Below are 22,097 nucleotides of genomic sequence, written 5' to 3' on the forward strand. Positions count from 1 at the left end.
CTCTACATGGTAGAACTGGCGAATGACCGTATTCGTATCGGCATTAGCGAGACGGACGGAACGATCCAAAGTATTTTGGACAAACGCAGCAGCAAGGAATACGTCGCTTCCGGGGGCGCGGGAGAGCCGTTCCGGCTCGAAACCGACGGCGGAATATCGAGCGCTTTCGTTCAATTTTCGTTTGAGGAGCAGCAGGCAAGCGGGAAGCAAGAGGCGCGCCTGATATGGCGAGTATCGGAGGGCCTAACGGTAAAAGCGGTAATCCGCATTTCGGGCGGAAACGATGAGATTGAATTCCGCTGCGAGGTGATGAATGAAACAAACGAACGCATCGTCAGCATGGAATACCCGATTATCGGCGGTCTTGGCGCCATCACGGAGGGAGGTGAAAATGATTACGCAGCGCACAGCTTTGCGACGGGGTTCAAAGTACGCAATCCTTTGAAGCATTTCGAGAAGGACGGCGGGGGCTTGCGGTTTATGCCTTATCCGGAGAGCTTCTCCGGCGCTTCGATGCAGTTCTTCACCTATTACGGCTTGAACGAGGGCGGTCTCTATTTTGCTGCGCTGGACGGAGAAGGTTATGCCAAATGGCTGAATTTCTACAAGAACGGCAGCGGGCTGCTCGAAGCGTCCTTTATTCACGGCTGCGAGGATATGGGTGCAGGCAAAGGTATTCGCGCCGAATATCCGATCGTCGTGAAGCCGCTCGAAGGACGCGACTGGTACGAGGCTGCCGATCTTTACAAGGCATGGGCGGAGCAGCAAAGCTGGTGTTCAAAGGGTAAGAGTATCGATCGGAAGGAGGCGGACAGCTGCAAGTGGCTGCATGAGACGATGGGAGCCGCCACCTTCGGCATTAACGCCGGCTCCGATCGAACGGAGTGGCTGCGCAAATACCATGAGCATATCCGTACGCCGATGTTCCACATTCTCGGGCCGGACTGGTCGAACGCCCCGCAAACGTTCTACAAGGGCTTCCCTGGCGGGCTTGACGACTGGTTCCCGACACGCTTCAACCGGGAAAATATCGAGACGATGAAAAGCTATGGCGATAAATATGCTCCATTCGAGTTCGATTACCTGTTCCATATGGAAGGAGCCGACGGAGAACGCGGGAAGGAAGCAGCGCAAAAGTTTCCGGAGAAAGAGAAGCTGAAATCAATCGATGCCTACCGTTTCCCGTTTATTTGTCCGGCAGCCGAATATACGCGGCATTTTCATGTAGACCGTGATACGACGCTTCAGCGAAATGATGATGTAGATTCAATCTACTACGACATATCTGCCAATAACATTATGAAAATATGTTTGGACGATTCGCACGGGCATCCGGTTGGTGCCGGCAGGGCGATCAATGAAGCGTACCGGCAAAATTATATCCGGACGAAAGCGGCGATGATTGAAGCGGCCGGGCGCTATGTGCCAATGGGCACGGAGATGATGAACGAGACGTTTTTGGATGTGCTCGATTATTACCAGGCACGCGCGGGCGGACAGCCGGCAGCGCCGCTCGAAGGTTACCCGCTGCGCGATTTGCTCAAAACCGGCGAAGCGGAGCTTATCCCGATGTTCGCTTACGTATACCACGAATACGGTGCCGTGCGTTTGGACGGATGGGGCAAGCTGGTCGAGGAAATCGGCTCGCTTTACTATTTTACGGTTGCGCGTACGTATTTATGGGGCGGGTTGTATGAGCTGAACTATGAATACAGTCCGATGGAAGCGCTGGAAGGGCGTGAAAATGCGCCAGAGGAGCACTACTATCCGTTCGAGCCGAGAGGCTATGCCTTCTCCGCCGATCGCGCCGATTACTTGGCTCAGTTCGCTGATCTGCGCACGGGGGCAGCCAACAAATATTTGGCCTACGGCATGATGCTGCCTCCGCTTCACTTTGAGCGCGGTCGCATTAGCGTGGATTGGTTCCACTACAATCACGGTAAGGAAACAAAGGAATACAACGATGCCGGCGAGTTGGAGGTCGATGCGATCGTCCACTCCGCTTGGCGTTACAAAGAGGAAAGCGTAGGCTTGTTCTTTGCTAACGTAAGCAGCGAAAACCGCCGGGTGAAAGCTGCTGCCGAGCCGACTCGTTACGGGCTTGCGGGCTCTTCGTTCCGGTATGTTCTGCATACAGGCGGGGCTAGCAGGGAAAACACTGTACCTACGCCTCAGGAAGACGGCTCCTTCGAGCTGGATATTCCGGCTAGAAGTGTCGTCCTGCTTGAAATTCATTAATATGCTGCAAAAGCTTAACGTCTTGCAAGGAAAGCATCCGGTCAGGCTGACATGAACCAAAATCATGTGAAGTAGGATGGTGCAAGGAAAATGAGAAGAAAATTGTTATTGTCGTTATTGGTATTCCAAATGGCGTTTTGCTCCCTGCTCATTGCAACGGCAGAGGCGGTCACACCGACGGGCCTTGAGATGATCGCTCGCGTAACAGGGGTAAAGCCGGAAGGAGAGACGATGCCTAATCCGAATCAGACGGATGTGAATTACCAAATTACCGGGACGGATCTGGGTATCGTCTGGGATAAAGGGGACGGACAATATTTCGTCCTCTTCGGCGATACGAACGGCTTTGGTCCTAACGACTGGCGCAGCAATACGCTTGCCATTTCATCCGATACGAATCTGTCCGACGGCTTGTCCTTTGACACGATGATTCAGGATACGCCGGGGCATGCCAAAGAAATTTTACCTTCCAAAAAAATCAATTTCGATGAACAGACTGTTATTCCGACCGCGGGAGTCACCGTGGGCAATCGCCATTATATCCACTATATGTCCGTCAATCATTGGGGGGATGCAGGGGTCTGGTATACCAATTATTCCGGCATCGCTTACTCAGACAACAATGGCGCGACTTGGACGAAGCATGCGACGGCCAGATGGTACAATAATACAACGGCTTGGGATAACAAATTCCAAATGGCGGCTATGGTCAAGGACAGCGGCTTCGTCTACATGTACACGACGCCGAACGGACGTTTCGGAGACGTATATCTGGCCCGCGTGCCCGAGAACAGCCTGCTCGATATTAACGCTTACCGTTACTGGGACGGCAACGGCTGGTCAACGAGCCAATCGTCCGCTAATGCGGTAGCGAACGGCGTAGCCGGAGAGTTGTCCGTCGCTTACAACTCCCATTTCAAACGTTATATTATGACTTACCTGAACGAGCATCGCCAAGCTATCGTCATGCGGGATGCGCCGACTCCTGTCGGGCCATGGAGCGGAGAAAAAACATTGGTTCCGGGCGGCTTCACGGGATTAGGGCAATATAACGCCTTTATGCACCCCTTGTCTAACAACAGCGACACGCTTTATTTCATCATGTCGACATGGTACCCGGATTATAATACGCATCTTATGAAAGCGACGTTGACGGCCGACATGTTCGGCGACAATATCGTGACTGATCCCGGCTTCGAAACGCAGACGCAGACACCTGTCATGGCGCCGTGGCATGTGGTCGGTGAAGGGGGAATCGATCGAGACTTAGGTCAAGCCCGCACGGGAGAGGATAATGGCTACGTTCGAAACGGCACCGGCTGGAATGCGATTAAGCAGCGTGTCGTCGTTCAGCCGTTCACGAACTACACCTTAAAGGGATGGGTCAGAACATCGGGCAATAACAACGACGGGTATTTCGGAGCGCGTGTGCCTAATGACGGCATTGTTCTCGGTGAGGTTCCGTTTGATTCCTACGCGAACTATACCGAGCTAACGGTGCAATTCAACTCCGGGGCGAATCATTTTGTAGAGCTGTACGCGGGCATGTGGGCAAACGGGGAAACTTGGGTTCAGGTAGACGATGTAAGCCTGGTCAGAGAAGCGAACCTTGTCGGGCACGCCGGCTTCGAATCGCAGCCTGCGTCTACGGTCAGTTCTCCCTGGTATTTGAACGGCAACGGAGGCATTGACCGGAATGCGGGATTCGCCCATACGGGCCTCAACAATGCGTTCGCGAGATACGGAACCGGCTGGAACGCGATGAAGCAGGAAGTGTTCGTCGAGAGAAATACGCATTATACGCTGTCTGCGTGGATCCGCACATCTGCAAACAATAACGACGGTTATTTCGGCGCGAGACTAATAAATGGAGGCGCAGTCCTGAATGAGACGCCGTTCGGCAGCTTGCCGGGCTATACGCAGCACACCGTACAGTTTAACTCCGGCAACGCGCACAGCGTGGAAATCTATGCGGGAATGTGGGCGAACAACGGCGACACCTGGATACAAGCCGACACGTTCAGCCTGACCAAAAATTGACGTTAAGAGGTGACAATCATGAAAGCGCTTGTAATTGATAAACCGCAACATGCTACTGTACAGGAGGTTCCTTACCCGTCCCCCGGAAGGGACGAGGTTGTCATTCGCGTGGAGAGGGTCGGCATTTGCGGGACCGACTTTCATATCTTCGAAGGGGAGTTTCTTTCCCCTTATCCGATTATTCCAGGCCATGAGTTCTCGGGGACAATCCATGAATGCGGTGAGGGAGTGGAGGGCTTTCGGATCGGCGAGCGGGTAACCGCCGATCCTTCCCTGTTCTGCGGGCGCTGCGTCTATTGCCTCACGAACCGGGGCAACCAATGTGAGAATTGGGGAGCTCTTGGCAATACCGTAAACGGTAGCATGGCGGAGTTCGTGGCCGTACCGGCGCGCAATGTTATCCGCATACCGGACTCGATGTCCTTTGAAACAGCAGCGTTCATCGAGCCGATCGCCTGCGTGGTGCATGCGATGAATAGGCTTCGGCTAAAAGCCGGTGATTCCGTGCTGCTGCTTGGAGCGGGAGCGATGGGCCAGCAGCTTGTGCAGACTTTATCCCGGTCCGGCGCATCGCGGCTTACGGTCGTCGACGTATCGGAGACCAAGCTTGCGCTCGCAAGGTCGCTTGGCGCTACGGAAACGGTCAACGTGCGGGATAAATCCCGTCTTGCCGGTGTGAAGTTCGACGTCGTCGTTGACGCGACCGGCATTCCGGCCGTTATTGAGGATGCCTTCTCCTATTTGGGCAAGACGGCGACTTATTTGCAGTTCGGCGTGACGCCGAAGGATGCGCAGATCCGCATCAATCCTTTCGATCTTTATCATAAGGATTGGACGATTTTAGGCTCGATGGCTATCAATTATACGTTCCTGCCCGCGTTCGAATGGGTGAAGGAGGGGAGAATCCAGCTGGAGCCTCTCGTGTCTAAAGTTATTTCATTAGAAGAAACAGCCGAATTTCTTGCGAAGCCAAAGGATCCCGAGCTGTTGAAAGTGCAGATCAAGCTTTAAAGGGAAAGGAGCTTTCTATGATGTACACGAAAGAGCAGCTGCATGTCGATAACACGCAGCGCACTTATCCCGGAGAAGCAAAGGAAGCGGCTTTTCTGCTTGGCGGAGTCGGAACAGGCAATATATCGCTTGGCAGCCGGGTGTGGATGCGATATCGGGAAAGACGATTTCGGGAGAAATCACTCTAGAAGGCTACGGGGTATTGGTCATTCAGACAGACAAGGAGGAATCATAAATGAAACGAATCACTTTGAAGGCGATCGGTTCCACCATGCTTGCAACGACGTTTATGCTTACGATAGCAATGCCCTCTTTCGCCGACGGTCTTCCTGCGCCGAAGGATACGGCTGCCTTTGAACTGACGGCAAGCAAAGCGATGAAGATTTCCAGAGTAACTGGCGCGTCGCGCGAGGGAGAAACCGTTCCGAATCCGAATGAGACTCATACGCACTACGCCCTGACGGCAACTGATCTAGGCATCATGTGGGATGCGACTTCGGACAATGGCAGCAAAAAAGTAATGGTCGCATTCGGCGATTCCTATGACGACGGTTGGGGCGGCTTCGGAGGCGGCGGAAACGGCGCGGGCTGGAGAAGCAATTTGCTCGCGATTTCGGAGGATGCCGAGCTCTCGGACGGCCTGACCTTCTCTTCGATGATTATGAATGAGAATAAAGCCGGCTACTCCAAAGAGATCATCAGCTCCGCCCACAATACGTCCGGAAGCGGCGATTTCACCGCGATCCCCACTGCGGGAGTAACGGTCGGTACAAGGCATTATATCCATTATATGCAGATTAAAAATTGGGGAGCAAACGGGCGCTGGAATACGAACTTCTCCGAAATCGCTTATTCCGACGACGAGGGGCAAAATTGGACGAAGTCCGGCGCGAAATGGGGTGCCACGAGCAAATTCGCCCAGGCTGCTTACGTGAAGGACGACGGCTATGTCTATATGTTCGGAACGCCTGCCGGCAGATTCGACAGCGCTTACTTGGCAAGAGCGGCTGACCAAGACATGCTTCTGAAGGAGCAATACGAATATTGGAACGGCACGGGCTGGTCAAAAAATAACGAAGCAGCGGCAGTAGCGGTCGTGGACGCCCCGGTCAGTGAATTATCCGTTGTGTATAATTCCTATTACGATAAGTGGATCATGACTTATTTGAATGAGAATCAGTATGCTATCGTCATGCGGAGTTCATCCAGTTTGACGGAAGGCTGGTCTGACGAGACCGAAATTGTAACAGGTGCGGAATACCCGGGATTGTACGGAGGGTTTATCCATCCTTGGACGAACGACGGCCAGGATTTGTATATGCTGATGTCGGAGTGGGGTCCGTATAATGTGTTCCTGATGCATGCCAAGCTGGACGTTGGTACACCGGATCATAATCTTATTGCAGACCCTTCCTTCGAGAAGCAAGCCTCGGGAACGATTTCCGCCCCGTGGACACTTGAAGAAGGTAAAGGCGGAATAGATCGTGCGACGTTGTCGAGAGCGGGAAGCAACAACGTATGGCTGAGAAATTCGGCCGGCTGGAACGCGATTGCGCAAGTAGTAGACGTCGAAGCGAATACGGAATATCTGCTTACCGGCTTCGTTAAGACCTCACAAAACAATAATGCCGGCTATTTCGGCGTAAGGGATTCCGCAGGCGGCATTTTGAAGGAAACGAAATTCGAACGATTTGATAATTATTCCAAATTATCGGTACGCTTCAATTCCGGCAGCAATACGCAGGTGAAAATATTTACGGGCATGCATACGAACGGCGACACCTGGATTCAGGCTGACGATTATTCGCTGTTGCCTGTAGATACGGCGCCTCCTGTGATTACCCTGCTCGGCGGCGCAGCGGTTGAAGTGCCGCTGGGCGGCGCGTTTACCGATGAGGGCGCTTCGGCTGTCGATAGCAAAGACGGCGATTTATCACACAAAATTGTCGTAGAAGGAAGTGTCGATCAATCAATCATCGGAACCTATCCTTTATCCTATAAAGTGTCGGACTCTGACGGCAATGCAGCCGTCCCTGTCATAAGAACAGTGAAGGTTACAGGCGCTGAATATAGCGTAAGCGGGGTATCCTTCAAGGACGCGGATGGAAAAGTGATCAGGAAGCTTCCGAAAAAAGGCTTTGTTACAGCAAGCGCGAATGTGAGAAACAATACGGGAGCAGCGAAGACCATTACGCTCGTTGCAGCCTTGTATAATAAAAAAGGCGAGGTCGAAAATGTATCCGGTGTAACGAAATCACTTGTCTCGGGCGCAGAGGAGACATTTATCGGAGGCTTTAAAATGCCCGGCAACAATTCCGGGTACATACTAAAGGTATTTATCGCGAATTCGCTGAATGATCTGCAGTCTATTTCCGATGTGGCCATATTGAATTAGGAAAGCTCGCTCCCCATCCGCTGTTTATTGAAAAACGGATGGGGATTTTTATTGATGACAGAAAAAAAACATGCTAATGTGAAATGTGAAATCGATTGCAGAACAGAAGCGGCACAGCATGCATGGAGGAGGGAGGCTTATATGAATAAAAACACGATTTATCAAATCGCAGAGCAGGTCGGGTTGTCGGCTTCAACGGTTTCGAGAGCGCTTTCAGGGAAAGGCTATTGCGGCGTTAGAACAAAAGCGAAAATTATGGAGGCAGCGAAAGCATTAAATTATGCGCCCGATCATGCCGCTAAAATGCTGAAAACCCGAAAAACGAATAAAATCATATTTGCCGTCCCGGATATATGCAATCCCTTTTACTTTGATATGATTAACGGAATCAACCAGGTAGCGGAGGAGCATGGATACCTGCTGATCCTGTTTTATACAAAGCACCGACTGTCGGAAGAGCTGAAAGCGATTCAGAACGTAAAGGAAAGAGTAGCGGACGGTATGATCATGGTTTCCTTCCATTTTTGCGAGGAAAATATTCAGGCGATAAACGAGCTGTCCTCCCCGGTGGTCCTAACCAATCAATACGAATCGCCCGAAGGGGGAGACCGCTTTGATTACGTATACGTAGACACGTTCGAGGGATCGAAGCAGGGAACAGGGCATCTGATCAAGCAAGGAATAGAGAGGATCGGCTTTATAGGCGGGAGCTTGAGCGAGCAAACCGGGCATCAGAGATACAGCGGTTACCGTGAAGCTTTGCTTGAGGGCGGCTTGCCGTATGCGGACGAACTGGTCATGGAGTCCGATTATACGGAAGCCGGCGGTTATGAGTCTGCAAAGCAGCTTCTATTGCTGGACAATCGTCCGCAGGCAATCGTGGCCGCTAACGACTTGATGGCAATCGGCGTGATGCATGCATGCGAGGAGGCGGGGTTGTCGATCCCGCTAGATATGGCTGTTGTAGGAATGGATAATCTCGATATCTCATCACGGGTTCACCCAAAGCTTACTTCCGTTTCCCTTATGCAGGAGGAAATCGGTAAGCAGGCCGCAAGCATTTTAATGAATAGGCTGCACGGAAGGGACATCTCCGAGAGAGCAGTGAAAATTATGCCAAAGCTGGTCGTCAGGCAATCGAGCAAACGGTTCGTTAACGACTCGAATTTATAGAAGCGGAGAGATCACACAAGATGCTGAAGCAGAAGCTGATTAGACATATGAACCTGCAAAAAAAAATAACGCTGCTTCTCGTTTTGTCTATTTTTATTCCGCTTACCTTGTTTGGCTATTTATTTTATCAAAGCTCGAATCAATTCGTTGCTGATCGTACGGACAAGGAAACGAATCAGCTGCTTCATTTGGTCAACCAAAATGTCGATCGGCTGTTGAATGAATATGAAGCACAATTGAAATCAATATATGAAAACGAAAATGTCATTTTGCAGTTAAGCCATATCAATCGGCAAGCAGACGGTGGAGAGGCTCAGCTGTCTGCCGAATCGATTAACCGTTTTTTGAGGAATTTCCTTCGGGGGAAGGATGACCTCGACTCTATATACTTATTTAGCGGCGAAAAGCTGTTTTTTGCTGATTTCAAAGGATCGCAATATTACGAGGAGCAATTCCGCAAGCACCCTCAGTGGCAGCAAGCAGTGCATGATGCCGGCGGAAGAGCGGTATGGATGCCGACTTACGAGCTGCCTGTCAATCGGTATACCTTTGAGCCTTCCCATTATTTCTCGGTTGGGATGCAGGTGAAGAACGTAGCCGATGTCATGCAGACGCTCGGTTCCATCTATATCAACGTAAAAATTACGGCATTGGACCGTTTGGTGGATCAGGTGCGGGTAAGCCCTGGCGGAACTCTGCTCATAGCCGACGGCGAAGGGCATGTCATCTGGCATCGGAATTCCGAAGCGTATCAAGAGACGCTGAAGGAAATCCCTTTTTATGAAGAGCTGCTCACGGGAAAGCAGTCGTTCACAACGGTTAAAATGAACGGGCATCTATATCAGATGAGCTACATTCAATCAGCTTACAATGACTGGTATTATGTATCGCTCATTCCTAATACCGATTTAGCTGAGCAATCCAAGGAGCTTCGGCGATTTTTAATTGTGACCATCTTGGCCTTTGGCGCATCGTTTATATTGCTTGCGTTATGGGTGTCCAGGTTCATTACGAAACCGATTAGGCAGATGGCGGTTGCCATGAAACAAATCCATAAGGAAAATGTCGACTTTCAGCTGCCTGTCGCCTCCGAGGATGAGATCGGTCTTCTGAATGCGGCTTTTAACAGTATGAGAAGAAGGATTAATGAGTTGATCCATGAGGTTCGGGTCGTTTCCGAGAAAGAAAAGGAGGCGGAGGTGCGTGCGCTTCAGGCACAAATTAATCCGCATTTCGTTTATAACTCGCTTGATACGATCAATTGGATGGCGATTGAACGGCAGCAGCATGATATTAGCTCGATGATCGCGGCGCTCAGCGACATTATGCGTTATGCGATCCGCCCGGGTGAGCCATGCATTGCACTCGAAGAAGAAATGAAATGGGCAAAAAATTACGCTTATTTGCAAAAGATGAGATTTGAGGACCGGTTCGATATTATTTTCCAAGTCGATCAGGCGCTGCTTCGGCAGAAGGTCCCGAGGCTGTTTTTGCAGCCGTATTTGGAAAACTCTATTTTACACGGGATGGAAAATATCGAATCGGGCGGCTTGATAACCGTCACTGTTTTGCCGGACCTTAAGACAGGCGGCATCCGGGCTCAACTGGTGGATAACGGGAGCGGAATAAAAGAGGACGAGCTCCAAAACATTATGCTTCGCCGAACGCACGGCATTGGCATTTATAATTTGGACGACCGCCTGAAGCTGGAGTATGGCTCCATGTACGGCGTTACCATGCGGTCGGAATGGGGAAAAGGCACCGTTGTCACGATTATTCTTCCTCGTGATCCAATCGAGCACGAAAACAGCGGACAAGAATGACGGTCACAGGAGGAAACCATGTATAAAGTAATTGTAGTCGATGACGAGCCCAGGGTGCGAAGGGGATTGCAGTCACTCATACCGCAGCTGGAGCCCGATTGGACTGTAGCTGGTTCTGCCAGCAACGGTATTGAGGCGATTGAGCTCGTAAGGAAAGAAATGCCCGATTTGGTCATTACCGATATCCGTATGCCGCTTATGAACGGGCTTGATTTGCTCAGCGCATTGAAGGAATATCCGGTGCATGTCGTTATTTTATCGGGTTACGGCTATTTTGAATACGCGCAAACCGCTGTGAAATTCGGCGCATTCGATTATTTGCTCAAGCCGGTCAAACCGGCAGAAATAAAAAGTGTATTACTGCGGGTGAAGGCGCACAAGCAAGTGCAAGGGCCAGTGGCCACTATATTGCCAAGTCCGGTTAATTACTCGAAATGGTGGAAAGAGTGGCTGTCATCAGAAGCTGGGGAAGCGCAGGAGTATATGGAAAAACTGCGCCAGCAATTACCGAAACAAGTGTCAAGCTATCAGCTCGTGGCTCTTGAGATCGACCGTTACGACGATCTGATTATGGACGATCAATGGGGAGACAGACAGCTTGTTCTGTTTGCGGTCCGCAATGTCGTTCATGAGATGCTGCCGGAGCTTGGGGCCGAAAGCTCAACCTTCTTATTCGCGAACGGACCGCAGCTTTATTATTTGATCACCGATGGCCTATGCACGCTGGAACAATCCAAGCGCTTGATGGAAGAAGTGCGCAAATGGGTAAAAATTTCGATTTCGATTGGCGTCAGCGCAATGCTGGACGATTTCTCTGAGCTGCCGACCGGCTTTCGGCAGGCAAAGGAAGCGCTGCAGAACAAATGGATATACGGCGACGGTATCGTCAGCGCATACGAGGATGTGACCTTGTTGAACCGCCGAGACCTTGGATATCCTACCGAGATTGACGAAGCTATCGTTAGATCGGTTAGGTCAGGTGAGCGTGAGAAAGCGCTGGATGGTGTGGCTGTTTTTGTGGGACGGATAAAGGAAGACAGCATTCCCTTTCGGCAATTCCGCCGTTTCTGCTTACAGCTGTTGTCGTCCGTCTTCCGCGTCGTCTATGAACATAAGCTGAATGAATTGATCCTCAAACAGATCAATCAACCGCAGGATTTATTTCATCGTGATTTTACGGCGGAGGAATTCGTTGGCTTTCTATCGGAGCTGATTAGCCGGGTCATCGAGTCGATGGAATGGAACATTCATCAGAAGCAAAACCGAACGGTCGAGAAGGTGGTTGATTTCATCCGCAAAAATTATGCGAAGGACATATCGCTTGACGATGTAGCTGTTCATGCGCAGATGAGCAGCAATTATCTCAGTACTTTTTTCAAACAGGAAACGGGGGAGACATTTATTGAACATTTAACCCGTCTCCGCGTCGACAAAGCCAAAACGTTGATGATGAACGCTCAACTGCGGCTATATGAAATCGCCCAGATGGTCGGCTATCAAGACGTCAAATATTTTTCCCGGCTGTTCAAGCGTGCAGTGGGTGTGACGCCAGCGGAATACCGTCAGTTTTTTTATCGCAAGGAGGATTGATCGAATGGGGACTCGTATGAAATCCACGCCTCTTTTTCTTTGTGCTCTGGTTGTTTTTCTGCTGGCCTCCTGCGGCAACTATGTCGAGTCCGAAGGACCGACAATCGGCAAGCTGCTCAACGAATCGTCGCCTGTAGATCCGAACAAGAACAAAATCGAGCTTCGTTTATGGTCGTTTCATCAATCCCGCGAATATGATTTCTGGCAATGGCTTGCCAAAGAATACGAAGCTGAGCATGAAAATATTAAGATCAAAGTTGAATTCGTAACCAGCGATGATTATTTCTCGAGAACGCGCTTGCTCTCCTCATTCGCTTCGGGACAGGGGCCGGACATTTTTTTTGTGTCTCCAGCTACGATTGAGCGGTTCGTGAAGGCGGATATCTTATATCCGCTGACGGATTCCTTCACAGCTGAAATGAAAAATGACTTCTATCCATCGGCGCTGGAATCGGTGACGCTTGGCAGTGATATTTATGCGGTGCCTATTGAAACAGAGATGCTCGGACTTTTTTACAATAAGGAAATGTTTCGAAAGAAAGGCATTCAGCCTCCTTCGACGTGGGAAGAGATGAAGGAAGCGGCGCAGGCACTCACCTCGAGCCGTGTGAGCGGATTGACCGTTGAAACCTTTGAAGGGGTCTATTTAAACTTTTCCTGGCTGCCGTTTCTATGGCAGACCGGCAGCGACCTGTTGACGGAAGACGGAAAGGGGTCGGCTTTGCCTGGACAAGCTTCGAAGGAAATGTACTCGTTCTTCAAGGATATGGTTAATCAAGGCTTGTTAAATATGAGACCGTCTCGGCCGGTAACGGATATCGGCATTATCGCAAGCGGTGAGACGGCGATGCAAGTAAGCGGTACGTGGAATATCCGTACGCTCGAGACCGAATTTGCCGATGAGCCGATCGGTGTTGTGCCGCTGCCTGTTCCTAAAGGCGGCAACCCGGTGACGATTGCGGGCGGATGGAAGCTTGCCGCGAGCAAACAAAGTGAACATGCGGAGGAAGCCGCAAAATTTATTATGTGGGCGTTAGCCGGAGATCCCGCAATTCCTCTTAAGTGGGTCAATGAAACCAAATTTGCTTATTCTCCGCGCAAATCAGTCATGCAAGAGGGACTGGAGGACTACCGTCAAGGATTAAGAGCGGTATTTACCGATCAAATATTCGGTACAGAGCGGGAGGAGCCGCAGCTTCCGGAAGAAATAAACCGGATATTTTCCGATTCGTTGCAGCAATTGCTGTTTGGGGACGAGAGCGCTCAGCAAATCCAAGAACAAGCCGACGCACGAATCAAGAAGTACCTGGAGGACGTCAGAAAATAGTCCACCCTGCGTAAATATTTCCCGTTATATGCCCTAGCCCAAGTGGATTACACTTGGGCTATATTCATTGAAAGGGGTTACAAACAAATGGGGAAAAGATGGAAAAGTCTTGGTTTTGCCGTTTTGACGCTGCTGCTCATGCTGCAGGTTGCATGCGGGAATTCGAACAATGGAGGGGAGCCAGGCGGGAATAACACTGCCGATTCAGGACAAACAGCGGACGTCGGCAAAAAGGTCAAGCTGAAATTTTGGGACTTCCATTCAGAGAAAGAAGAGGAGTTCTTCAAAGGCTTGGTCGATGAGTACAACAAGGTTCAAGATAACGTCGTCATTGAGTATTCCACCTTTAACCAAACGGATTACACAACAACGAAGCTTCCGACCGGATTTGCTTCCGGCGAAGGCCCGGACATTTACATGATCAGTCCCGGCGATTTTATGAAATTTTCCAAATCCGGTTTGATGGCTGATTTGTCACTGTACTTCCCTGAAGGCGCCAAGGAGGATTTCCTGCCTGCATCGCTGGATGCGGTAACGGTCGACGGCAAAGTATTGGCTCTGCCGTACGAGCTTGAGCTTCTCGGTCTTTACTATAACGAACAGATGCTGAAGGACGCGGGTGTCGAAGTTCCGAAAACATGGGATGAATTGTACGCCGCATCGAAGAAGCTGACGACAGACAAGGTGGCAGGTTTAATTTTACCGCCTGATAAAGGTCCTTATTTCAACTTCATCTGGTATCCGTTCCTATGGCAGCAAGGCGGCAATGTTTTGAACGAGGACGGAACGGCATCTAAATTCAACACGCCGGAAACGGCAAAAGCGCTTGACTTCTGGGGCCGATTCTTCAAAGAGGGTATTGCCCCGACAAAGCTGCAGCAAGGGCCTTGGGAGATCGATCACCTCGGCAAGAAAACGGCAGCGATGCAAATCGTCGGAACCTGGGCAATCAACCGCGCAGAGGAAGTGTTCGGCGACGTGCCAATTAATGTAGCCCCGCTGCCAATCCCGGAAGGCGGCAAGGCAGCAACGGATGCGGGCGGCTGGAAGTTCGCAGTCAACGGCAAAAGCAAGCATGTAGATGAAGCGGCTAAATTCATTATGTGGGCGTTCGCCGGAGATCCGGAACGCGCGCTTAAATGGTGCACGGAAATTAAATTCGCATACTCGCCGCGTAAATCCGTAGTCGAGAAGGGGAAAGAAGTATACAGCAAAGGAATGCGCAAAGTATTCACGGAGCAAATTTACGATTCCGCCATTCCGGAGCCGCGTTATCCTTCTGAAGTGCTGGATGTTGTCGGTGATGCCATGCAGTACGTGATGTTCGATAAATATGATGGTGCGGGCGCGGCACAGCAAGTAGACGGCAAAATTAACGAAGCGATTCAAGCAGCGAATAAATAATTGATTAACCAAACGAAAAGGAAGCGGGGGGCGGAGAACCGGATTTGCGGTTCTCCACCTGCACCACTCCGATTGAAGGAGGATGTTCAGTGACTCCAAAACGAATAAGTGACAGGACGAGGAATGAGTGGGTCACGGCGTACGCTTTTTTGCTCCCAAATACATTGGGTTTACTTACTTTTGTATTTATCCCGATCGTATACGCCTTTTATGTCAGCTTACACGACTGGAATGCGTTAAGCCCGAAGGTGTTCTCCGGCTTTGCTAACTATAAGGCGCTGCTGCAGGATGATTTATGGTGGAACTCCGTGCTCAAGACGTTGTTGTTCAGCGTGATTTATGTCCCGTCTCTCTATATGCTCTCGCTGATCTCAGCCGTTCTTCTGAACGCATTGAAGGGGAGAATCGTAGGTCCGGTGAGAACGATGTTTCTAATGCCGTTTGCCATTACCTCCATCATATCCGCCATTATCGGCATGTACATGCTCGATCCACGAAACGGCGTCATTAATCATCTGTTAGGGTTCTTAGGCATAGGGCCGCAGCAGTTTCTCGGCTCCACCTCGCAGGCGATGCTTAGCATTGTCGGGGTTATATTATGGATCAACGTCGGCTATAACATGATCATCTTTTTATCCGCCATGAAGGAAATTCCGCGAGATTATTATGAGGCGGCGCAAATCGACGGCGCTACGGGCTGGAAGGCCTTTCGCTTTATTACGTTTCCGCTCCTTACGGAAACGAGCACCTTCATCCTTATCGTGACCATGATCGGCTCCTTTCAGGCATTCGATCAGATCGTCGTCATGACGAAGGGCGGTCCGGCTAATGCAACGGAAGTGAGCGTTCTCTATATTTTTAAGCAGGGCTTTGAGCTCCTTAACATGGGGTATGCTTCCGCACTGGCCTTTGTCCTGTTCCTGATTATCTTCTGCTTGTCCATTATTCAGTTAAAGCTCCTCTCTTTGAGGAAATAGGCGGTGAAGAACTTGAGAATAAACAATCGAATCCTATTGCCGTCTGTCGCGGTTTTATTAGGTCTCGTTATGATTTTTCCGATTTATTTGCTCGTTATCAGCTCATTGCGTTCCGAAACAAACGTATTCGATTTTAATTTATTGCCGACCGGGTTTGAGTTCAGCAACTTCGCAGAAGCTTGGATTGGCTCGGGGCTGCCCCGTTCGATCGTCAATTCCCTAATCGTATCCGGTACCGTTACCGTCATTGCAATGATTTTTCATGCGATGTCGGGCTACGCGCTTGCGCGGTTTCGTTTTCCGGGGAAAGCGATCATGTTCGCTTGGATGTTAAGCACGCTCATGGTACCGTTTGCCGTCATTATGATCCCGCTCTATCTGATTACGAAAAATTTAGGGCTAGCCAACTCGTATGCCGGCCTTATTATCCCATCTATCTTTAACGCTTACGGTATTTTCTTGTTCCGTCAGTTTTATATGGATTTCCCCAAGGAGCTGGAAGAAGCGGGTTATATGGAGGGACTCAGCTTGTCGGGTACCTTCTTCCGGCTGGCGCTTCCGCTGTCTGTTCCGATCATTGTGCCGCTAACGATAGGATTCTTCCTGACGAATTGGAATGCATATATGTGGCCGTTAATTATTACACAGGACGAGAGCCTGTGGGTCGTTCAGCAGCGGCTCGCGCATTTGGTGGGCGGAGGTTATTTTACGCCATGGAACGTCGTGCTTGCGGCTGCCGTCGTTGTGGCCATACCAACCTTCATCCTGTTCTTCGTCGCGCAAAAGTATTTGGTAGAAGGCATTAAGATGAGCGGAATAAAATAGTAACCTGCAAGCAGGAAAGCCATGCGACTGGAGCGATGACGTTCCAGTCGCATGGCTTTTTTGTCAGCTATTTTTCTGGTAAAAGATAGAGAATAATTACATGATCCGAAGGAGGATAGCTGTCAAATCCACTTTGTTTGGGGCGATCTTCACGGGCTGTCCAACGCATGAAAATGCTACGTAATTAAGAAAGGGCAGCGGTTAATCCGGTTGGCGTTCCGAAGAAGACCCCGCACCGTACAGATTCCGGTACGTGTCCGGCGTTATGCCTTCCTTCTGGCGAAACGTAGCTACGAAGTGACTCGCGTCACGGAACCCGACCGCTTCTCCGATGCGGCGCACGGTCCAATCCGGCCGGGAAGGAAGCCATTCCTTCGCCTTGCGGAGCCGCAGTTGGATCAAATAAGCGTATGCCGTCTGGCCGAACAGCTCACGAAATCTTTCGTTCAGCTGCCGTTTGCCGATGCCGAGCTGCGAAGCCATCTCCGCCAATCCGATTCCCGGGTTGGCGAATTCGTTTTCGAGCCAGATCAGCAGGCCTTGAATCCGCTCTAGCCGTTTCGACATGGACGGTCGGTTGTCCGTGCGGGCATCGGTCCGGAGCAGCGTCAGAAACCGGTACAAATCCGCGGAGTAGCGCCATCCCGACGGATCGCTGCCCGATTCGGCTGACGCCAGCAAGCTTTCCAGCTGGTCGGTTATCTGATCATTGCCTGATTCCCATTGAAAGCGTTCGGCGATGCTCCAACCGAGCGATTGCACGAAACTTACGGCCGCGCTTCCTTGAAAGGTGATATAGCCCGTCCGCCACCGGTCGCCTCTGGCCTCATATCGGTGAGGCGTCCCCGGCGCGAGAAGAACGCCTGATCGTTCCGTCATTTTCCAGGTGCGGCCGCTCATCGACAGTTCACCTTCTCCTTCCAGCGTCTGAAGCCAATGGAAATAGGGATAACCGTTTGGCCTTGTCATCGTCTCTTGGTCGGGATTGATTCCAATCGTCTCCAGCTGAAGGGGCAGCAACTCCGCCGGGGAGGTGGGAACTACTCGGTGCATCTTATAAAACCTCCATATTCTTATATGCAAGCTCTTTTATTTTATATTGGATATAGCCATTATAAGCCATAATATAAGGTTATCACATGCAGTTTTATCATATGACGGCGGCGATTACAATCCCGATCAATGGGACTTCGTTATGTGGACGAAGCGCATAAGTTCTACGATGCGTTATACCGTTCGGGAATCGCGGCGGACGTCGTCAGCGTGGAAGCCGATCTTACCAGTTACGAACCTCGTTATTGCGCCCGTTATGCATATGGTGAAGCAGGACTTAGCGGACAAGCTGGAGAAATACGTAGATGCTGGTGGCGCGCTCATCACGACCTTCTTCAGCGGCATCGTCGACGAAAACGAGGCGTCGTTCCTTCAAGATTGGTTGTCGCAGCTGTGTTTCTCCCGCGGGATCAAACCTCTCGTTCACTCCGCGCCGGAAGCCGTGGAAACGACGCTTCGTTCCAAGGACGGCCAAGAGTACTTGTTCGTGCTTAATCACAACGCGGATGCCGTTACGGTCGAAATGGGCGATTGGTCTGGCGTTGACCTGTTGACCGGCCGTACGATGAATGGCAGCAAATCGGAGCTTGCGGGCCGCGATGTATGGATTGTAAAGCTTCATTCGTAGAGTGCCGTTTCCATGTGGAAGCTCATTTAGTTCTTAGAAGCAAACATCCAAATCCCTGCTTCCGGCGGGGGATTTGGACATGTAGATGAGGGGATGAACAAGATGAAAATTAACACAAAAGCAAGCGATTTGAAGCAAGTCATCGGACGTGTGGCGGAGTATACGTTCGACATGGACCTCACATGGGATTGGCCGGGCGGAGTCGCCTACTACGGCGTCAGCCGTGCGTTCGAGGTAACAGGCGAGCAAGCATACCTCGATCGGATGATTGCTTGGGTGGACGAATACATCGAAGCGGGACTGCCAGGCTGGACGGTTAATACGTGCGCTATGGGGCATATGCTGCTCACGTTATACGAGCATACGAAGGACGAGAGGTATGCCGAGCTTATTTTCAGCAAGATCGATTACCTGGAGAATAAAGCACTGCGTTTCGGCGACCGGGTGCTTCAGCATACGGTGTCGGCAAAAAACGATTTCCCGGAACAGTGTTGGGCGGACACGCTGTTCATGGCGGCATATTTCATGCTGCGCGCAGGCATCATGTTTGACAAAAAACATCTCGTCCACGATGCCTTGCATCAATTTTTCTGGCATATCAACTATTTGCAGGACGAAAACGACGGGCTGTGGTACCACGGCTACAACCATATCAAGAAGGATCATATGTCCGGTATTTACTGGGCGCGCGCCAACGCTTGGGCAGCTTATACGATGTCCCGAGCGGCAAAGGTACTGCCGGAAGGCTATCTGTATCCTCCGATGATGCATATATGGAGCTCATTACGCGATCAGCTGGCCGCTATCAAGAAGCTGCAGAAGGAAGACGGTCTTTGGGGCACCGTTCTCGATTATCCGGAAGCCTATGGCGAAGTATCGGCTACGGCGGGCATCGCGGCGGCAATGGTCATGCAAGGCAATCCGCTGCACGCGAAGCACGTGCAGAAGGCGCTTGATGGGGTTCTAGAGAACATCGCTGACAATGGCCGCGTACTGAACGTATCGGGAGGCACTGCCGTCATGAACGACATCGCCGGTTACCTCTGTATCGACAGGAAATGGGCCCAGGGCTGGGGGCAGGGGCTGGCGCTCACATTTTTAGCTGCGGTCATCGAGAATGAGAAATCCTGATTTCGGAAACAGATTGAACTAAAACGGTGTTACACAGTTAAAGGAGGCAAAACCATGTTGTTGGAAGCAAAATCGAAATTGGTCATGATCGGCGATTCCATTACGGATTCTGATCGGGCTAGACCTTACGGGGAAGGGCTCTTTGGGGCTATCGGCAAAGGCTATGTTTCGCTTGTGGATGCGCTGCTGACGGCAGCGTACCCGGAGCGCGGGATACGGGTTGTGAACATGGGAACAAGCGGCAATACGGTTCGTGATCTGAAGGAGCGCTGGCAGACGGACGTGCTGGATTTGAAGCCGGACTGGCTGTCGATCATGATCGGCATTAATGATGTCTGGCGCCAATATGATCTGCCAGCCCAGACCGAGCAACATGTCTATATCGACGAATATGAAGAAACGCTGGAGGCGCTTGTAAAGCGTGCGAGGCCGCAGCTGCAAGGGCTTGTATTAATGACACCGTTCTATATCGAGCCGAATGCGGCAGATCCGATGCGTAGGACGATGGATCAGTACGGCGAGGCCGTAAAGAAGGTGGCGATCAAGTATGATGCTCGGTTTGTCGATACTCAGGCAGCATTTAATCAGGTTCTAGCTCATATTTATCCGGGAACACTCGCCTGGGACCGCGTTCATCCGAACATGGCGGGGCATGCGGTACTCGCACGAGCATTTCTGCAAGCAATCGAATACGACTACAACCGTGGTTTGTAATACGCTCTATCAACCTGGGACTGCCGACGTCGCTATTATCAAGAAGAACAGTCTAACGCCGTCCGATTAGATCCTAAAGCAAGCTGTGAAAACCCAGACAGGACAAGGCGTCAGCGTTTTTATAAGGATTACGGATGGCCGTTCCTTCGCTGGCGGCGATGAGGCCAGTGGCTCGATCTCCCCTAGGGTCCACCAAAACAATAAATTCAAACCACTTCATCCGAAGTGGTTTTTTTATTGCTTGGCGGAGCCCCATAAGAGGACGACGGACCTCGGATTTCAGTACGTGCAGACGGAACAAATGGTTAGGAAAGGCGTCTGAATCTACCGGTAAAAATCCTCGTCGAGTTAGCTTTGTAGCTATTCAATCAAAGATTGGGACATCTCTAGACGGATAAGCGAGCTTATCTCGCACGAATGAAACGAAGCGGTGGAACGAACTTAACGTCCTCGCGTTTTCGAATCAGTAACTGCCTTGTTTGTTCTTTTCTCGGTGAAAAAATAAACCAATGCTAAGAGCGGCAAGAGGATTCCAATGAGAGATGTGAGCTTCCAGCCCCCATGGGTATAAGACCAACCGCCCAAGGATGAGCCGATGGCTCCGCCTACAAAGAAAATAGACATGAATAGTCCGTTTAGGCGTCCTCTCGCCTCACTTCCCAACGAATAAATCGCACGTTGACTAATTACAAGATTACCTGAAACGGCCATGTCGAGTTTAAATGCGGATACAAAGAGAAGAATTAGAGCAAGGGTTGAATAGCTTTGGAACAGATGGATGAGTAAAAAAGAAAAGGCGGCTGCAATCAATGCTAGAAACGTTAACAATTTGTCCCAGCCTTTGTCCGCTAATCTTCCGGCAATCGGTGCAGCAATTGCGCCACCCACACCCACTAGCGCAAACCATGCAATGCCTCTCTGGGACATTCCAAAATTATCAGCCAAATGTAAAGGAACGACAGTCCAAAATAGGCTAAAGGCTCCAAATAAACAAGCTTGATATAGTGCGCGACGTCGTAATGCAGGCGTTTGTCGTAATATAGCGCCTAAAGAGAGAATTAGTTTTCCGTAGCTTACCAAAGGAGACGGCTTACGCTCCGGAAGAACATACGATAGCAGAGCAGTCAATAGAGAGATAACGATTGCAGATAAAACAAATATGGCTCTCCAGCCCCATAGACTGGTTATAAAGCTTGCCAATGGCCGAGCAAACATAATTCCCAGTAAGAGGCCGCTCATCACATTACCGATCACGCGGCCGCGCTGAACTTCAGAAGCTAAATAGGCGGCGAAGGGCACCAGAATTTGAGCTACTACGGATCCAATTCCAATAAATAGAGATGCGATCAAAAACAACGGCGCATTAGGCGCGAATGCGGCAGTTAGCAGTGCGACAATTGCAACTATAAGCATGAAAACCGTGAGACGCCGATTTTCAATGACGTCGCTTAGCGGTACGATGAACAGCAGCCCGACAACATAACCGATTTGAGTCACTGTAACAATTAATCCTGCTGCTGTAGAAGTAAGGCCAATTGCATCGCGGATAGGTCCTACCAGAGTTTGAGCGTAATAAAGATTGGCGGCAATAAGCCCGCACGCGCCTGCCAATAGAAACATCATCCAACTTGATATACGGCTTTCTTGAATAGCTTGTTCTTTTCGCATCATAATTCTCCTTTAAATACTGAACGTTTAGTTTTGTAATTATATTTTAAATAATATACTGAACGTATCGTATTGTAAATAGGCTTTGTTTAGTATTTTA

The 22,097-nt window shown here is 50.5% G+C and carries 17 protein-coding genes and 1 pseudogene; 16 read left to right on the plus strand and 2 right to left on the minus strand.

Annotated elements, in window-relative coordinates:
• The first annotated feature begins 6 nt into the window (after positions 1 to 6).
• From HI950_RS12135 to HI950_RS12190, 12 genes are all read left to right on the plus strand, one after another.
• Positions 7 to 2,238: a DUF6259 domain-containing protein gene (locus tag HI950_RS12135; RefSeq protein ID WP_169082486.1), complete on the plus strand. Its 2,232-nt coding sequence runs from the start codon at positions 7 to 9 to the stop codon at positions 2,236 to 2,238.
• Between the two features lie 90 nt (positions 2,239 to 2,328).
• Complete coding sequence (locus tag HI950_RS12140) at positions 2,329 to 4,278, plus strand: glycoside hydrolase family 183 protein (protein ID WP_169082485.1); 1,950 nt, start codon at positions 2,329 to 2,331, stop codon at positions 4,276 to 4,278.
• Between the two features lie 18 nt (positions 4,279 to 4,296).
• Positions 4,297 to 5,289 carry a zinc-dependent alcohol dehydrogenase family protein gene (locus HI950_RS12145; RefSeq protein WP_187768077.1) on the plus strand — a complete coding sequence of 331 codons (993 nt, stop codon included), beginning with the start codon at positions 4,297 to 4,299 and terminating at the stop codon, positions 5,287 to 5,289.
• Between the two features lie 17 nt (positions 5,290 to 5,306).
• Entirely contained in the window at positions 5,307 to 5,477 is a 171-nt protein-coding gene (locus HI950_RS12150; RefSeq protein ID WP_169082483.1) for a hypothetical protein, read from the plus strand.
• 47 nt (positions 5,478 to 5,524) lie between these two features.
• Entirely contained in the window at positions 5,525 to 7,684 is a 2,160-nt protein-coding gene (locus HI950_RS12155; protein WP_169082482.1) for a DUF4185 domain-containing protein, read from the plus strand.
• Between the two features lie 141 nt (positions 7,685 to 7,825).
• Positions 7,826 to 8,857, plus strand: coding sequence for a LacI family DNA-binding transcriptional regulator (locus HI950_RS12160; RefSeq protein WP_169082481.1), 1,032 nt, complete (start codon positions 7,826 to 7,828; stop codon positions 8,855 to 8,857).
• Positions 8,858 to 8,877: 20 nt separating this feature from the next.
• Positions 8,878 to 10,680: a cache domain-containing sensor histidine kinase gene (locus tag HI950_RS12165; RefSeq protein WP_169082480.1), complete on the plus strand. Its 1,803-nt coding sequence runs from the start codon at positions 8,878 to 8,880 to the stop codon at positions 10,678 to 10,680.
• An 18-nt stretch (positions 10,681 to 10,698) separates the two neighbouring features.
• Positions 10,699 to 12,270 (plus strand): response regulator, encoded by a 1,572-nt coding sequence (locus HI950_RS12170; protein WP_169082479.1) that lies wholly within the window; start codon positions 10,699 to 10,701, stop codon positions 12,268 to 12,270.
• 4 nt (positions 12,271 to 12,274) lie between these two features.
• The gene (locus HI950_RS12175; RefSeq protein ID WP_169082478.1) at positions 12,275 to 13,597 is read left to right on the plus strand and encodes an ABC transporter substrate-binding protein; all 1,323 of its coding nucleotides are present in this window, start codon (positions 12,275 to 12,277) and stop codon (positions 13,595 to 13,597) included.
• Positions 13,598 to 13,684: 87 nt separating this feature from the next.
• Entirely contained in the window at positions 13,685 to 15,001 is a 1,317-nt protein-coding gene (locus HI950_RS12180; protein ID WP_169082477.1) for an ABC transporter substrate-binding protein, read from the plus strand.
• An 89-nt stretch (positions 15,002 to 15,090) separates the two neighbouring features.
• The gene (locus HI950_RS12185; protein ID WP_317618342.1) at positions 15,091 to 15,978 is read left to right on the plus strand and encodes a carbohydrate ABC transporter permease; all 888 of its coding nucleotides are present in this window, start codon (positions 15,091 to 15,093) and stop codon (positions 15,976 to 15,978) included.
• A gap of 12 nt (positions 15,979 to 15,990) precedes the next feature.
• Entirely contained in the window at positions 15,991 to 16,803 is an 813-nt protein-coding gene (locus HI950_RS12190) for a carbohydrate ABC transporter permease (RefSeq protein WP_169082476.1), read from the plus strand.
• A 201-nt stretch (positions 16,804 to 17,004) separates the two neighbouring features.
• Here HI950_RS12190 and HI950_RS12195 read toward each other — a convergent pair whose 3' ends face one another.
• Positions 17,005 to 17,856 carry an AraC family transcriptional regulator gene (locus HI950_RS12195; RefSeq protein WP_169082475.1) on the minus strand — a complete coding sequence of 284 codons (852 nt, stop codon included), beginning with the start codon at positions 17,854 to 17,856 and terminating at the stop codon, positions 17,005 to 17,007.
• A gap of 129 nt (positions 17,857 to 17,985) precedes the next feature.
• On the opposite strand from HI950_RS12195, the pseudogene HI950_RS36395 reads away from it, so the two are divergent.
• From HI950_RS36395 to HI950_RS12210, 4 genes and pseudogenes are all read left to right on the plus strand, one after another.
• A pseudogene (locus tag HI950_RS36395) lies at positions 17,986 to 18,036 on the plus strand (hypothetical protein); the annotation flags it as partial.
• A gap of 82 nt (positions 18,037 to 18,118) precedes the next feature.
• A complete protein-coding gene (locus HI950_RS12200; protein ID WP_262985701.1) occupies positions 18,119 to 18,484 on the plus strand; it encodes a Beta-galactosidase C-terminal domain in 366 nt (121 codons plus the stop codon).
• A gap of 102 nt (positions 18,485 to 18,586) precedes the next feature.
• Positions 18,587 to 19,615: a glycoside hydrolase family 88/105 protein gene (locus tag HI950_RS12205; protein ID WP_169082474.1), complete on the plus strand. Its 1,029-nt coding sequence runs from the start codon at positions 18,587 to 18,589 to the stop codon at positions 19,613 to 19,615.
• A 54-nt stretch (positions 19,616 to 19,669) separates the two neighbouring features.
• Positions 19,670 to 20,329, plus strand: coding sequence for an SGNH/GDSL hydrolase family protein (locus HI950_RS12210; protein ID WP_169082473.1), 660 nt, complete (start codon positions 19,670 to 19,672; stop codon positions 20,327 to 20,329).
• Positions 20,330 to 20,770: 441 nt separating this feature from the next.
• On the opposite strand, the gene HI950_RS12215 is transcribed toward HI950_RS12210, so the two are convergent.
• Positions 20,771 to 22,000 carry an MFS transporter gene (locus HI950_RS12215; protein WP_187768079.1) on the minus strand — a complete coding sequence of 410 codons (1,230 nt, stop codon included), beginning with the start codon at positions 21,998 to 22,000 and terminating at the stop codon, positions 20,771 to 20,773.
• Between the last annotated feature and the right edge of the window lie 97 nt (positions 22,001 to 22,097).

The sequence above is a fragment of the Paenibacillus sp. PL91 genome (genome assembly GCF_012935325.2).
GTDB lineage: Bacteria > Bacillota > Bacilli > Paenibacillales > Paenibacillaceae > Pristimantibacillus.